17 protein-coding genes and 2 pseudogenes are annotated in these 13,836 nt (G+C 57.8%); 6 read left to right on the top strand and 13 right to left on the bottom strand.

Annotated elements, in window-relative coordinates; translation table 11 throughout:
* Positions 1–347: 347 nt before the first annotated feature.
* Positions 348–827, bottom strand: coding sequence for a YidB family protein (locus AC1DYW_RS13185; protein WP_477226461.1), 480 nt, complete (start codon positions 825–827; stop codon positions 348–350).
* 415 nt (positions 828–1,242) lie between these two features.
* On the opposite strand from AC1DYW_RS13185, the gene AC1DYW_RS13180 reads away from it, so the two are divergent.
* Entirely contained in the window at positions 1,243–1,689 is a 447-nt protein-coding gene (locus AC1DYW_RS13180; RefSeq protein WP_477226460.1) for a Ros/MucR family transcriptional regulator, read from the top strand.
* Between the two features lie 294 nt (positions 1,690–1,983).
* Here the strand turns inward: AC1DYW_RS13180 and AC1DYW_RS13175 are convergent.
* Together AC1DYW_RS13175 and AC1DYW_RS13170 are read right to left on the bottom strand one after the other, a co-directional pair.
* Positions 1,984–2,112 (bottom strand): annotated as a pseudogene (locus AC1DYW_RS13175) (Hsp20/alpha crystallin family protein); the annotation flags it as partial.
* An 84-nt stretch (positions 2,113–2,196) separates the two neighbouring features.
* Positions 2,197–2,664: an Hsp20 family protein gene (locus tag AC1DYW_RS13170; RefSeq protein WP_477226459.1), complete on the bottom strand. Its 468-nt coding sequence runs from the start codon at positions 2,662–2,664 to the stop codon at positions 2,197–2,199.
* Between the two features lie 229 nt (positions 2,665–2,893).
* On the opposite strand from AC1DYW_RS13170, the gene AC1DYW_RS13165 reads away from it, so the two are divergent.
* Positions 2,894–3,103 carry a hypothetical protein gene (locus tag AC1DYW_RS13165; RefSeq protein WP_477227062.1) on the top strand — a complete coding sequence of 70 codons (210 nt, stop codon included), beginning with the start codon at positions 2,894–2,896 and terminating at the stop codon, positions 3,101–3,103.
* A 238-nt stretch (positions 3,104–3,341) separates the two neighbouring features.
* Here the strand turns inward: AC1DYW_RS13165 and AC1DYW_RS13160 are convergent, their stop codons facing one another.
* Positions 3,342–3,641 (bottom strand): DUF982 domain-containing protein, encoded by a 300-nt coding sequence (locus AC1DYW_RS13160; protein ID WP_477226458.1) that lies wholly within the window; start codon positions 3,639–3,641, stop codon positions 3,342–3,344.
* Positions 3,642–4,326: 685 nt separating this feature from the next.
* On the opposite strand from AC1DYW_RS13160, the pseudogene AC1DYW_RS13155 reads away from it, so the two are divergent.
* Positions 4,327–4,452, top strand: a pseudogene (locus AC1DYW_RS13155) (co-chaperone GroES); the annotation flags it as partial.
* Between the two features lie 269 nt (positions 4,453–4,721).
* Here AC1DYW_RS13155 and AC1DYW_RS13150 read toward each other — a convergent pair.
* Together AC1DYW_RS13150 and AC1DYW_RS13145 are read right to left on the bottom strand one after the other, a co-directional pair.
* Positions 4,722–5,057, bottom strand: a complete 336-nt coding sequence (locus tag AC1DYW_RS13150; RefSeq protein ID WP_477226457.1) for a low affinity iron permease family protein — start codon at positions 5,055–5,057, stop codon at positions 4,722–4,724.
* Between the two features lie 191 nt (positions 5,058–5,248).
* The gene (locus tag AC1DYW_RS13145; RefSeq protein WP_477226456.1) at positions 5,249–5,755 is read right to left on the bottom strand and encodes a YciE/YciF ferroxidase family protein; all 507 of its coding nucleotides are present in this window, start codon (positions 5,753–5,755) and stop codon (positions 5,249–5,251) included.
* A gap of 377 nt (positions 5,756–6,132) precedes the next feature.
* On the opposite strand from AC1DYW_RS13145, the gene AC1DYW_RS13140 reads away from it, so the two are divergent.
* On the top strand, positions 6,133–6,450 hold the full coding sequence (locus AC1DYW_RS13140; RefSeq protein WP_477227061.1) for a plasmid stabilization protein: 318 nt from the start codon (positions 6,133–6,135) through the stop codon (positions 6,448–6,450).
* 81 nt (positions 6,451–6,531) lie between these two features.
* Here the strand turns inward: AC1DYW_RS13140 and AC1DYW_RS13135 are convergent, their stop codons facing one another.
* On the bottom strand, positions 6,532–7,140 hold the full coding sequence (locus AC1DYW_RS13135) for a cysteine hydrolase family protein (protein WP_477226455.1): 609 nt from the start codon (positions 7,138–7,140) through the stop codon (positions 6,532–6,534).
* Positions 7,141–8,038: 898 nt separating this feature from the next.
* On the bottom strand, positions 8,039–8,470 hold the full coding sequence (locus AC1DYW_RS13130) for a hypothetical protein (RefSeq protein WP_477226454.1): 432 nt from the start codon (positions 8,468–8,470) through the stop codon (positions 8,039–8,041).
* 258 nt (positions 8,471–8,728) lie between these two features.
* Here AC1DYW_RS13130 and AC1DYW_RS13125 point away from each other — a divergent pair, with 258 nt between their 5' ends.
* Positions 8,729–9,223 carry a DUF72 domain-containing protein gene (locus AC1DYW_RS13125; protein WP_477227060.1) on the top strand — a complete coding sequence of 165 codons (495 nt, stop codon included), beginning with the start codon at positions 8,729–8,731 and terminating at the stop codon, positions 9,221–9,223.
* On the opposite strand, the gene AC1DYW_RS13120 is transcribed toward AC1DYW_RS13125, so the two are convergent.
* The 4 genes from AC1DYW_RS13120 to AC1DYW_RS13105 form a co-directional block, all read right to left on the bottom strand.
* Positions 9,155–9,826: a hypothetical protein gene (locus tag AC1DYW_RS13120; protein WP_477226453.1), complete on the bottom strand. Its 672-nt coding sequence runs from the start codon at positions 9,824–9,826 to the stop codon at positions 9,155–9,157. The genes AC1DYW_RS13125 and AC1DYW_RS13120 overlap by 69 nt on opposite strands.
* Positions 9,807–10,220, bottom strand: a complete 414-nt coding sequence (locus tag AC1DYW_RS13115; RefSeq protein WP_477226452.1) for a phage holin family protein — start codon at positions 10,218–10,220, stop codon at positions 9,807–9,809. Before AC1DYW_RS13115 ends, AC1DYW_RS13120 begins: the two co-directional genes overlap by 20 nt.
* A gap of 13 nt (positions 10,221–10,233) precedes the next feature.
* Positions 10,234–10,752 (bottom strand): hypothetical protein, encoded by a 519-nt coding sequence (locus AC1DYW_RS13110; RefSeq protein WP_477226451.1) that lies wholly within the window; start codon positions 10,750–10,752, stop codon positions 10,234–10,236.
* Between the two features lie 461 nt (positions 10,753–11,213).
* Entirely contained in the window at positions 11,214–12,053 is an 840-nt protein-coding gene (locus AC1DYW_RS13105) for a PRC-barrel domain-containing protein (protein WP_477226450.1), read from the bottom strand.
* 591 nt (positions 12,054–12,644) lie between these two features.
* Here AC1DYW_RS13105 and AC1DYW_RS13100 point away from each other — a divergent pair.
* Positions 12,645–12,929, top strand: coding sequence for an SDR family oxidoreductase (locus tag AC1DYW_RS13100; protein WP_477226449.1), 285 nt, complete (start codon positions 12,645–12,647; stop codon positions 12,927–12,929).
* 428 nt (positions 12,930–13,357) lie between these two features.
* On the opposite strand, the gene AC1DYW_RS13095 is transcribed toward AC1DYW_RS13100, so the two are convergent.
* Positions 13,358–13,836 (bottom strand): hypothetical protein (locus tag AC1DYW_RS13095; RefSeq protein ID WP_477226448.1); only part of this gene is annotated, 479 nt, incomplete at its 5' end.

Raw genomic sequence — 13,836 nt, 5'->3', positions numbered from 1 at the left:
AGAGGCAATGGTTCCTTCGCCGGAATGACTCGCTAATCCTATCCGGAAGCGTACACTTCCTTTGGCGCTCGATATTGCAAGGCAATGGGCGCTTGGAAGAGTCGATCACGCTTTCACCCTACTCGGTAAGGGATTGCGGATATGAGGACTCTCTGGGGCATTGCCGACCCCGAACAATTGACTGCACTCGCTAAGCTCTTAGAGGAATACGCCCAGGACATGGGTATCTCCGGCGATCAAGAAGCACGCGACCGTTTGGCCGAGCGTATCCTCGCACTGTTCAACCAGGGTGCGACACCTCAGGAAATCAGACGGCGCCTGAATTCCAGTCCCGCAGCGCCTTCGCCTTAGGTCGTCCGGCCGCGGGTGGGTGTTGGTAACGAATCGAGGAGTGAAGGCTCATCGGTCTTCTGGGAGGGATTTGCAGCCGGCAGTTCACCTTCTGGCGTCAGCTTGTCGACTGCTTCGGGCAAGTCTTTCGTGATCCTGGCAATCAACTCATCGCGCGACAGACCGGTCTGCATCGAAAGAGAAGTGAGGGTGTCCTCGTCTATTGCCGTTTCCACGTCTTTCGGTTCGATCGGCTCGTTGGGTCCGGTACGAACCCACGAATCTACCTTCGACCCGACTCCTGCATTTCTGAAGCGGTCTAGGATGTCTCCAAGCGCCGTTCCGGACACACCCTTGGACAGCTGATCCATAAGCCCGCCTTGCGGGTTGTTGGGATCGCGATTTCCTGCACCGCGGATCAAGTCGCCGATCTTGTCGCGATTTTGGTAAGCCAAAATGCCGAGCATTGCGACAGCCAGTCTTCCCAGATTTGCCATTGTTTTCCTCCCTTAGGTCACAAAGGAGAAGGTTCCGTGCTCGTAAAGGTTCCTTCTGTTCGATCCCGGTAGACTTTTTCACACGAGTCCCGCGCTGGCCGGTCTCCTCCCGAACGCGTGGCGCAGTTTCGCCTCGCCCTCACATGACGGACCCGAGCGGTGAGGCCTGGCTTGACCCACTCGACGCTTGGGTCCGCCACCGCGGCAGGAATACCCGCGGGCCGTTCGGCACGACCGCGCTATGGACGCCTGAAGTCGCCGTGTCTAATGCCCCCGGGTCGCTTCCGGCGCTCGCTCGCCGAAGAGCTTCCGAGCGCCGCCGATCGCATCGCGGGCCATCGCAAGCCAGGCGTCCAGGTTGCGCACTTAAAGGCTCTCTAATAAAACATTGATCAGATAAACGAAGGGCCAGCATATGACCGACGAAGCCGAACATCGCGCCGTTGAGCTGGCTGAACTAACCGTCGAAATTGTATCGGCATTTGTAAGCAACAACTCAATACCAGCAGCAAGTCTGCCGGACCTGATTGCCTCGGTTCACCGGTCATTGTCCGGCCTAAGTCAGCCAGCGCCACCCGAGCCGCAGAGACCAGCGGTCAATCCTAACAAGTCCGTGTTTCCCGATTACATCGTAAGCTTGGAAGACGGCCGCAAGTTCAAGTCCATGAAACGGCACCTCGGATTGCTCGGCATGACACCAGAGGAATACCGCGCCAAGTGGAGCTTGCCGCTTGATTATCCAATGGTCGCCCCGAATTACGCCGCGAAGCGATCAGCCCTGGCGAAGGAATTTGGTTTGGGCCGTAAGGCTGCGCCTGACGCGCCAGCCACTAAGGGGCCCGGGAAGCGGAAGGCGAAGTGACCCGTCTAGCTATCGCCGAAGATCTTGAAAGCGCCGCCGGCGGCGCTGGCGTGAGGCTCAGGAAGGCTTAGGCTCGGGTTCAGGAGGCGGCGCGTCGGGTCGGGGCAATCAGACGATTGCTCACACGGAGAGGGCCTATCGCCAACGCCGCCATAGCGTTCCACAAGTTTGCGAAGCCGTAGGCGAGGCGGACAGAAGCGCCAGGATAACCACCATTCGGACGGCCATACGGATTGTAGCAGCATCATCCCGCGTTGGATGCCGCAATCCGCCGCGCTAACGCCGACCCACAAGGAACACCTCGTCGAATAGCCGGTTGACATTACGGTGCAACGACAGGAACGGATCCATGTCGTCACTGCGATAAATGCTCGGTGCCTGGCTGCCGCCACGGCTCCAGGGAATCAAGTCACGTACGCTCATTTGTCCTTCTCCTTTCCGTTCTATGGGTCGGACCCGGACCCCATCCACGAGGACGGGTGTCTGCTGCAGGCCGACCGCCAAAGATCAGGCCGCCGCGCTTTCAATGCCCTTGGAGGCCGCATTCTTGCCGGTATCGACATTAATCGCGATGCGGCGCGGCTTCATCTCCTCGGGAATCTGCTTCTTGAGGTCGATGATCAGCAGACCGTTTTCGAGCGTTGCCCCGACAATGGTCACATGGTCGGCAAGTTCGAAGCGACGCACGAACGACCTCAACGCCAAGCCATGATGGAGGTACTGAACCCCGTCGTTCTCTGTCTTGGCGCCCTCGATCATGAGCATATTTGGCTCCTGCGTGATCGTAAGCTCGTCTTCACCGAAACCGGCGACCGCGAGGACAATGCGGTAGGTGTCTTCGCCGAGCTTGGCAATATCGTAAGGCGGCCAGCTATCCGCGTTCTGCGGGGGGCTGGCGTTTTCAAGCAGGTTGAAGATGCGGTCAAAGCCGATGCTCGACCGATAGAAGGGGGAAAAGTCCAGGTTCGTTCTCATAACTACATCCTCGTTGGAGCAACATAGATACGAGGGAACGCCAAGAAGCCTGGCGCTCCCTGACACATCGGCCCCTTACGTGGCGACCGACGAGAATGAATTGGGAATTGACTTCCGCCGCGTCAAGAGGGTCCGCCAAGGCAGTTTCGCGACCGCCTTCAAATGGCTGGGTGGCAAGCGTTCCATCGAATACCCATCTGCTCGCTGGTATTTCGAACGGAGGAAAAGGATGACCATGACACGCCAAGACGTTGTCTCGGTCCTCGGATCCATAGACGGCGTGACGATTGCGGAGATCATCGCGTCCGGTGCCTCGCTCGAGGAATTGAGAGAGGCGTGGGCCTGGGCCTTTGGTGATGAGGCGCTGATGAGCCAGGGGCGACCGCTGCCGGGAACCCGGGTAGCAGCGCTAATCGACCTTATCGAGCCCGATGACTAAGGCGACCTGGCAGATCCGGCCCAGGTGCATCCGGGCGAAGCGTGAAGATGCCGCCGGCGGCTTGCTATTCAGGCAGACGCGCTTAATCCCGCGATCCGCTTGGTAGTTTGTCTGTGCTGACCGCACCTATATGAACAGACAACGAAAAGGGACTCGGCTTTCCGCTCCCCATGCCCCGGTGACGAACCGCTTTGATGCTGCGGCGGTAGATTGCTGCCACAGTATTAACCCTGACTATCTAAAGATGGTCTACTTTGCTGATCTTCGGCCCTGTCATCCAGTGCGGCGCTGCGGGCAGATCCTCGATGACGGCGACCCTGCGTGCCCAGATCGTAAAGGCCCTGTTCGCCGCCTCGACAGGCTTCCGGCCATCGTACGCGGAGTAGCATGCATCCGACGCCGCAGCGTGGAGGAGGCCGCGCCTTTCAATCGGCCATTCTTCCAGAAACTCTATCGCATCCATGACACAGCCGATCTTTTGGACAACATGGCCCTCGTCTCTTACGAAAACCGGTTGTTTGAACGTCGCACTTTCCATAGTGACCTCCCTTCAAATCATGGGGCAACCGGATCCTGCCTCACCGTGCGCGGCTCCTACAAACGAGGCCGGTGAGCTTGGCGAACGCCACGGCAAACCGCGGGGGAAACGGGATATCAAAGAGCATCGTTTCCATGCGATCCTTCCGCTCCTGCTCAACTCGACATCCGGCAAGCCGCGCTGGACACATAAAAAGATTGGAAACGCCTCTTTTCAGTTCAAGGGGAGCGGACCCGATGCCGGCAAATGAATTGTGAAGATGCCGTCTTACGCGGGCTCGCAGCACGCGGTAGTTTTCGCAGCGAGGGCATGGAGTCAACGGCGCAGTGTTCTTCGACAAAGTTCGTTCCACGATGGTCTCTGTTCCTAACAATATCCTTGGCGTCTTTGGTGTTGTCGTGACCCTTTCGGGACTCAACTGCAAAAAATTCGCGGAGTTCGGACCGAATCTCCAGAGCTGAAAATCGCGCGCCCTGGCAAAATAGCTCCATAAATTCAGTCGCTAGCACTCTGAAATGCCGAGTGCCAAAATTTCTTCGGCCACCTCTTGAAACTCAAACATGCAAAACTAGGTCGATATGCGCGCGATGCCTGTAGAAGGGTCGCGGCGCCCCGCACCTGCCCGATATTGCCGGTCCGGTGTGGAGGAACTTTTAAAAATCTGTTTGTCCTGAAGGAGAACGACATGACGTTCCGTCCACTGCACGACCGTATCCTGGTTCGCCGCATCGAGGTCGAGGAGAAGACGGCCGGCGGCATCATTATTCCCGACGCTGCCAAGGCGAAGCCGCAGGAGGGCGAAGTCGATGCGAGACGTGGTCGACTAAGCGAGAGCGGCGTATAATTCGCCAGCCGGCGAGTGCCCCAACCCCGCGCCGGTCAGGCCCGGTGATCTTACCCCAACCCGCCCATGACCACCGGGCCGCCATCACGAGAAAAACCTCGCTGGTGACAAATCTATATTACATTAGAGATCACGCAATTGAGACTGAAGTCCTTGGCTTCCCGGCTCTAAAGACCCACGACCGCGCTATGGACGCCTGAAGTCGCCGTGTCTAATGCCCGGCTCGACGGACATGCTCACGGCGGCCTGCAGGCCGCTTCTTCTTCGAGTTTCCCAAGTTTTTCCCTGATCTCCTCCGGCTCGGCATGCTCTAATCCAACCACATCGTTTCTGGTTTCCTCCAGTGAAACGATGATCTCATCGAGTTTGGCGTGGATGGCGGCGGTGTCGCGATAGCCTTGTATAAGGACGACACCAGTGATCACGATGGCGGCAACCGATAGGGCATAAGTAACCACATTTGTCAGTCCAAAGGGCACCAGGGCGGTGCACAATACCATGGCTATGAGCATCACGTAGAAACCCGGTGGCCGAGATAGAAAGTCGGCCGCCATGAAAAGGAACCGATTCATATCCTGGCCAAAGTCAACAAGGCGATCATTGGAAATCCAATTTAACGTTGAGAATGGGAAAAACGCAGGCGTAAATTCACGCTCAAACGTCCGGCGGGAGCGAGCCCGGTGGCCTGCCCATTTCCTGCGCACAAAGAACTGCCAGCCAGTCGGCCGACCTAATGCTGGCTGGTCGCCTCCGAGTGGTTGGGCTATTCGGCTGCCTGCAGATTGATTTTGTTTTCCGCCATTTCGGTGAGCTTGCGATCGGTCGCCTGCTCTTCCTTCAGGTTCTTGGCCAGCACATTGGCGCAGTCAGTACGGCCTAGCTGCTTCGCCCAGGCGATGAGCGTGCCATAACGTGTCATCTCGTAGTGCTCGACGGCCTGTGCTGATGCAATCAGCGCCGCATCGAGAACCTCCTTGTCGTCGACGTCGCCGCTCACATCGTCGGCTTCCTCGAGAATGCCGTCGATTGCAGGGCAGTTGACCTCCTTGGCCTTGACGCCATGCAATTTGAACACCTGTTCGACGCGCTCGATATGGCCCCTAGTCTGGTCCAGGTGTTTTTTGAATCCGGCTTTCAATTGCGGGTCGGTTGCCTTGTCGATCATCTTCGGCAGCGCCTTTTCGATCCGCTTTTCAGCGTAATAGATGTCGCGCAGCGTGTGCACGAAGAGATCGTCGAGTGTTTTGATGTCCTTCGAAAAGAAGCCCATGGCCTTGCCTTTCATTGCTCTTAATTTGATTTCGGTGGCGAGTTTACGCGCCACCCGCTAAGACCGGGATTGGCCCGGCTTGCGTGGTCAACGTGCCGATAGCGGAGGGGTTCCTCCCGGGACGAAAGGTCAGTGCTTTTTTCGAAAACCTGCGATCCTCCGATAAGGAGCCTTTGTCTCGTCACACGTTAAGGGCAGCCTCCGTCTCGAAGAAAATATTCTTGGCTCATCGTCTTGCTGCTACTGTCGTCAAAGGCCGATGCGGGAGCCGAAATCATTGCCGACAGCGTCCCCAAATGGAGTTTGGTTTTTCTCAAGAACGGTTGGAACTCACGCTTACCCTTTTCGTTCAGATCGTTTCAAAAGGAGAAATGGCCATGCCACGAGGCGACAAATCGAAATACACAGAAAAGCAGGAACGCAAAGCCGACCACATTGCCGAAGGCTACGAGAAGCGTGGGGTTTCCGAGAAGGAAGCCGAGCGCCGGGCATGGGCAACTGTCAACAAGGACGATGGCGGCGGTAAGAAAGAGGGCGGCTCCGGCCGTGGCAAGCACACAGGTCATCCCGCGGCCCACAAGGGCGGTGAAGCTGGCGGCAAGGCATCCGCCGCGCGCTCTGCTGCGAGCCGCTCGCAGTCGGCGAAGAAAGCTGCGGCCACGCGCAAGCGGAATGGCGAACATCGAGCCCATTGACCGCGACTTGAACCCCTCGAAAACTCGGCGCCCCTTTGATTGACCACGCCCGATCGGTCGACGATCCAGTTCAGGCGTATTTCAAACCCAGTTCGAAAGAACCGTCTCCATCTCCACGGTCTCGACCTGCTGTGCGAACCTCTGGTGATAGACGGTGAGCAGTGCGTCATGCGTTGCATCTGAAGAACTGCACAGTGCGTCTGTGACTAGGACCACGCGATAGCCGAAATCGATGGCACCGAGCACCGTTGCCAGAACACACACATCGGTTTCGCCGCCGGTGATGACTAGCGTGTCGACGTCACGCTCCCTCAGAAAGGATTTGAGGCGACCTTCGAACCAAGGCGAGTAAATGCACTTATCGATGACGGCAGCTGGCGGGCAGTAGCTGGCCAATGTCGGCAAGAGTTCGATCATATCGGGACCGATATTCTCGACCGTCATCGATGCCCAGCGCTCGTAGTAGCGTTTCCATGTCCCCACACCCTGCCCCGGCTTCAGCGCAGGCAAAAAGCGCGTGAAGACTGTCTGCGGCGCGCGTCTCTCTACCAACCTCTCGATCTGCGGGAGTACGCGGTTGATCCAGGGAGTCGCCCAACCCGATGGCTCAGCAAACAACCGCTGCATATCAACACAGATATGCATGGATCGCTCGCCCAAGGGACCATATGCCAGACCTGGCATTGACATCAGCACCTCCCGACCAACGGTGCCTTCTTGATTACTCCCCACCGCGGTCAAGGACACGAAACGTCACTTGTGCGGACTCGTTCCTAAGCCAGGTACAAGGAACCGACTCGGCGAGCCGGCGTCGCAGACGTTGTCCTGAAGGTCTGGGGCTCTGCCGGGAGGGCTAACGGGCCTGCCGCTCGCCGGGCGAAAGAGCAATACCCCTCCACGAAGCTCGCGCGACGAGGCGTCGAACCGCGGAAGCGATTTTCGTGTCGAAACGCAGTCACTTCTGGTCGATCGTCTCGACAGCGTCAAAGACCCAGTGGCCCTGCTCAATTTAGGATCGACCAGTCTGGACGCGTTGCGCTGCGTGAACTTGCTCTGCAATCTTGGCCGCCCAGTAGAAAATGCTCACTGCGACTGTCAGGAGCTGACTCGGACGACCAGCATTCTTTTGTGTCATCCGCAGTAGTCGCTTCCACCTCCTGCTTGATGTCCCGCCACGACGTCAAGCCCGAACGCAGGCGCGACGCACCGAACCCGCAAAAAACCAGGCACTGACGGGACTTTGCGGGCAAGGCAGCCAACTCCTGCGCCCAGTTCGGCGACCTGCCGCTAAGGAGCTTGTTCTGCGGGTTCCGCTGCCTCTCGACATCGAGAGTGTCGCGTTTCGCTTCAGCGTGCGCGAGGACATACACGGACGGCGCGTCCCAGGCGCCGAGGGTATCTTGCCGCCTGTCATCTTGAGTGGCGACCTCGGTATGCCCTCGCCTAAATCGTACTACCGGGCGTCACCTTAGCTGGAAAAACTTCCTCAACGCCAAAGCGGGGGACCAACGAAGCCAATAGCCCCCGCCAAATCGTGTTCTACATCCCTCCGAAAAAGGTCAAATGGATTTAGCTGTCTCAGGTGACCTCAGTGCCACATCCTCTCTCTGAGCCATCTGAAAAACCTGTTTTCATTGATCGTCCGGCGCACTCTTGCAGCAGCCCATTGCCCTCGCATCGTGGTCCCGACATGACAACTGCAGACGATATCGTGCAATTGCCAATCTGTCAGTTCGAAGAAGCGCTTTGCTTCCCCATAGGTATCATTCTTCAGGCCCAGTGAACGCAGTATTGGATCCTCGAAGGCCACCGTGATCGGCGAGTTCTCACTGCGTATTGCGTTGCGGTCTTCCCCCCTCTGATGCTCAGTGCCGGTAAGCGCTCCTAGGCGCCGCTCGGGATGTTCTTCCAGCAGGTCTGCCCAGCGCTCCATGCGCTGCTGCCGGGTCATGATCGGGTATGTCGAAAAGGGTTCCACTTCTGCGATTGTCTGCAGTTGGTCCAGGGTTTGGTGTTTCATAATCGGCTCCTTTGATCGAAGTCCCCTTCCCAACAAAAATTATCGCGCCCGGACGCGCTGACAAGAGCAGGCAGACGGCATCTCAACAGACAATCGCGGTTGCCAATTTTGACTGACACTTCGCATTGTGGGGCAGTCGGAGAAAACTCCTTAGCCTTGCAGGCGGGACCGTCGATTCATCCTTCATCGTTTGGAAAAGATCGCCCTTGGCGCCCGCGCCGATGACGCGGGCTACGTGCGGCTTCACGGCCCAGAGCGCTGGTACCGGGACGACTACGAAGACAGCTAACAGAATGGGCCGACAAAATCCGAGCCAGCGGCGCAAAGAGAACCTGGGTTTATTTCAACAACGACTATGAGGGCTTTGCGCCGAAGAATGCCCTTGCAATGCGACGTTTGCTAAGGAAACAAACCTCAGACTGCGCTTCCCGTTGCCCAATCCGGAAATCCGCCCCCGTGAGTAGCCAAAGTGCGACTGCCATGAGCCAAGGTTGCGCGCCAGGTCCGCATACTTTGCAGCGTCGCTGGACGGTTAAATGTGTGATCTTGGAAGGCGTCCTCATTCCGGACAGCACCTTCTTCTTCACCGATTATCCAGCAAACCTGCCAGGAAGGCGCGTTGAAGCGCTGCGAAATCTGAGTTCTGCACAGCGTGCTGGAAAAAGCCGCCATGATGTTGAGGATTTACTCGGGGCGGTCGCCACCATCGCTCGCACCCTTCATGTAATCGCTAACCGCAGCCATAACCGCTAGGAACGCGGCAGAGTATCTAGCGAATCCGAAGGCCTGAGCCGCCACAAGCTTTGCGCCATGCAAATGCTGACTGAAAAATTCGGAGGCTGCTTCCTGGACTTCGCCCGACGCTTTCCCGAACAGCTTACGTTCCGTTGCGGTTGGATCAAACGACCGGGCAATCACGTGGCCAATCAACAACCCTCCAACTGAACCGGCGAGCACCTTGGTCCGAGCAGCGTTGGTGACGGGCTGTCGTGAGGGTTTCGCCCTTGGAATAGTCGCCCCGCCCGGGCCATCCGGTGCCAGATGTGTTTCACTCGCCCAAGGAAATCCATTGGGGTTCGTCGGCGGTTTGCGGCTGTCAACACTTCTTCTGCCCGCATCAAATACCGCCACCGCGCCGAGTGCTACTGCAGCCGCAGTGCCGCCGTTTTCTTTGATGGCGTCTGACACACCACTCACCGCCTCGGCTACCTTGTCCTTGGCATACCGCGTAGTCACGTCGACCAAATGCCGGGGTTGCAAGCGGCGGCTTATTTCACTGACCGGGCCGAACAGGGCCTGACGTTCGGCCCTGCTTTGCGCCATGATCTCGTGGAGGTCATCGTTGTGTGGTGCCATAGCGTATTCCCTGCTTCAATGCGGCGATATCGCTTCGCACCTGATTTACGGTCTCGACGGGAGTGATGGTCCAGCCGATAAGCGCCCGCTTCGCCAGGTGAAGGGAGAGCAAACCTCCGCCAAACAAGACGATGCCAACTGCCAAGCAGGCGACTATGGGGCTGATGCCAAGATGGATCATCACCAGAATCAAGAATTGGACCATGGCAAACGATGCCAAGACAAACAGGGCAACAGCCGCTATCCCACAGGCGCCGGACGAGACGATTGTGGAAGTCTTGCTCTTCATTTCCGCCTCTAGCAGGCGCAAATCCAACCGGATCAACGATGCGAATTTTTCGAGCGCCTCGTTGACGATGCTGCCGAAGGGCCGGCGATCGATACCATCGTCCATCTAAGCAAGCCTCTCAGGAACGATCCGAGCTTCGCATGAGGCGGGTCAGCATCACGCCGGCGAGGATCCCGACTCCAAAGAACGCCGCCGGTTGGCGCTGCGCGAATTTCGTAACGGAGTCGAGCAGTTCGCCGACGTTGCGGTCTCTGACGTCGGTGGAGATTCGTTCCACACCTTCCGCTGCACTCCGCACCATGCTCGCGACCTGAGGCGATTGTTTTTCGATCCCGTCAGCGGCCTCCTTGACGGAGTGCGCGATGTTGGCAATCGCATCGGCTCCGGCAGTCTTGTTGGACTCGACCGCTTCCTTGAACGCACCAGCGGCGTCGGAAGCGACAGAGCCGGCATAGTCCTTAGCGTCGGTCGACACTGAGGCCGCAGCGCTTTTCAGGTGGGCGGCTGTCTCGGCAGCGCTCGTCTTCAATTTGCCGAGCGCCTCCTTGCTTTTGCCGGCACGGTTGGCATCAGCTTGCCATTGATTCTCGTTGGACAGACCCGATCCGAGAAAGTCGTTTGTGTCTGACGTGTTCACGATGTTTCACTCCTGTTGTGTAGAGTGGAACTTCGCCACAAGCCTGCGGTTCCTGCGTTTGCAGAATAATCCTGTTGCGCCTGCCCAGCGCCGCGAACGGCATTGGAGGCGGTCCTAACGTCTAACCAATCACCTCTGTCGGAAATGACATCGCGAGCAATCGACAAGGCTTACGCAGCGCTTTTTGCGAGCTCGCCAACTGGTGCAAATCAATCCGGGGCGGAAGGATCTAACATGAAGCGGGTATCGGCTCGCCACCGTCAATTTTTCAGAGGGAATGCTCGACCATTCCCAGCACCAAGAAATCCTGGCCACGGAAGAGCCGTGCGTCATGCGACCGGCATCCGAAGCACTAATTCAACTATCCGGAATTGCTAATGTTCCGCCTTCGCGATTCTCGCCAACCAGCATTCCCTCTAACTGGCTCGCGTCACGATCGACGCGAGCCAGGCCGAAAAGCTCTACTTGCCAAGAATTATGCGCTGCTTGTCGCGATTCTGGGCATAGGTGCCCTTGTCGTAGGCGGCCTGCGCTTCGAGCTGCGCCTTCGTAAGGTTTGTATAGAGGTAGCGGTTGCCGTTCTTGTCGGTCATGAACTTCAGCTGCTCCATTCCAACCGCGACCGACTTTTCTCCGATGCCAAGGAAACCACCGACGTCGACAACGATGGCATCAACCTTCTTGTCTGTGCTCAAAACAACGTCGCCGATCTCTCCAACCTTGGCATCATCGGCGCCGTACACGGTGGTTCCGATCAAATTCTCCGCGCTGATCTTATCCGCTGGCATCTCGGTCAGCGCCGACTTGTCAATGGCGGCGGTGGCGGTGTTGTCAGTGGCAACCGCAGGCGCGGCAGTGGGGGTGGCGACTGTGTTATAGGCCTTGGTGTCGAAGTTGGCCTGGGCCTGGAGATCTTCCTTTGTCGTCTTGGCGACCAACCACCGGCTGCCGTTCTTCTCAACCCATTCAGCCTTGCTGAAATCATAAGCGACGTTCTTTTCGCCAATCCCCAGGAAGCCTCCTACACCAATGATGATGAACTTGGCTTTACCGTCCTTGGCGAGAACAATGTCATTAACGTCACCGATCTTCTCGGCATTGTCTGCAGCACTGTTGTAGACCGCAGTGCCCATGATCTTGCTCACGAGGCTCCCGTCAGGGGCCATCACAGGCTCGGTTGCAGCAGCATTTTGCGTTGTGTTGGCAGGCTTTGTGGCATCTTCAGAATGGGCGCCCGATACCAGCAGGCCTGATGACATCAGCGTGACCACGGCGGTGGTGGTCAAAAGTTTGCGGATCATGGTATGTTTCCTTGTGCGTTTCGTTGATGCACGCCGCGCTCGGCTGAACCCGTGCAAGGCGGCTGGGCGCGGCATCTATGCACAGTGACAACGAGCCTCTCGTGGACAAGTTCCGTTTCCGCAGACCTGTGGTCTGCGCGTTGATATGGATTTTCCCGAACATGCAAGTCCGGGCCGAGATCGAGTTGAGCGGCGAGCTTGCCCTACCGTGCCTTGAATGCCTTAGACTGGTGAAAGATGCTCTCGATGAGATCCTTTTCGCGGAATGGCTTGCTTAGTAGGGGACGTCCGATGGCCGATCGGCAATCGCGCTAGCATACCGCTGGCCAATCCGAGATCGGGCCGCCCTGGGCTGTGGGCCAGAACGTCTGTTTTTGCCGGCAGCCATCTTATGCAGGTCCCGCCCTCCCTTCGAACTAGGGTTTGGTCGTGGGCGCACCATCGGGGTTAGGAAACGACTGCCTGTCGGACCCGTGCGACATGCTTGATTGAACTTGCGCCGAAAGGGGCGAATGTTCGAAAAGTTCAATCTCGAGATGTTGGATCTGCCTGAGGGTTCGCTACGCGGCTCCGGGCCACTGCTTCTGTTGCATGGCCACCCCCGACCTGCATGGTGGAATCGTTCTCGATCTGTCGGCAATGAACCATACGTCATTGACCCCGTGTCCCGCGCCGCTAAAGTCGAGGGCGGTGCATTGCTTGGGCATCGAGCAAGTGGAGGCAGCAGCTAACCGGCGCATGGCAGACCTCCAGCCGATGGGCAGGCGCGGGAAACCGGAAGGGGTAGCTGCTCTTGTGTGCTTCCTCTTGTCCGATCAGGCTAGCTTTATTACTGGAAGCTACCATCTGGTGGACGGGGCTTACACCGCCCACTAGGTGGATGGTCGCGTCAAAGCGCAGAACGACGAGCAAGCGTGGCGACCCAATTAAGCTTGTCAGCCTTCTGGGTGGCAGCAATTGGTCGCTCATGCGAGAAGCCAGGTTGCTGAGCCGAGCCGCTGGACGGCGCTATACGATTACAGGCACGGCAGAACACGGGGTCTTCCTCTGACTGGTCTATACCATCCTCGCGCAACCCAACCCCTCCGCCGCTCGTTGACCCATGTTGGTTGATCCCCAGCACTCCAACCCTTAGCCCGTTGCCGAAAGGTGGCGGGCTTTTTTGTGCACAAGAAGGGAACCTGTTGCGGAAGGTGAAGTTCTGATCATGCTTGGTCCCCTCAACCAGGGACAGAGAAAAAGGCCCGTCACGGCTTCCTCCGTGGCGGGTCTTTTGCGTTCCTATGGCCGGGTTGCTAGGCCATCTAATCAACGAGCACGATGAACGGTCTGTGCTTCGGCCGTTCGTGCCAAATGACCTGTCGCAGATCGCGCATGTCGACCATCTGTCCGCAGATTGGACAGGGATAGAAATTGTCCTGTTCGTCGGAACGGTCGCCCCCGTGACGCTTACCAGGAATTGGCGGTCCAAGGTCGGATAGCTTCGTCATCTCGCTCGAACATCCTGTCGCGGTAAAGGTTCCGATCGGCCGCCCGGTCGATACCGCGACTTCAGGATCGGCCGTGAAGAGATTGGCGCCACGGCCGCGTAGCTTCAGCAAGATCGAGCTGTCCATGTGGCTATGAAGCCTCCTCAAGCCGAGCTCGTTGTAGACATGGCCGGTCGAGCCGGGATTGATGCCCGATATGACGACAGTCGACGCGCCGCTGTTGAATGCATAGAGCACAGCGGTGATGCCGTTCGAAAACTTCCGTGCATTGTCCAACTCGCTGTGGCGCGCGC

The sequence above is a fragment of the Mesorhizobium sp. P2_D5 genome (assembly GCF_056404355.1).
Note: the sequence above shows the minus strand (reverse complement) of the source record. Positions and strands in the feature narration are given on the sequence as shown.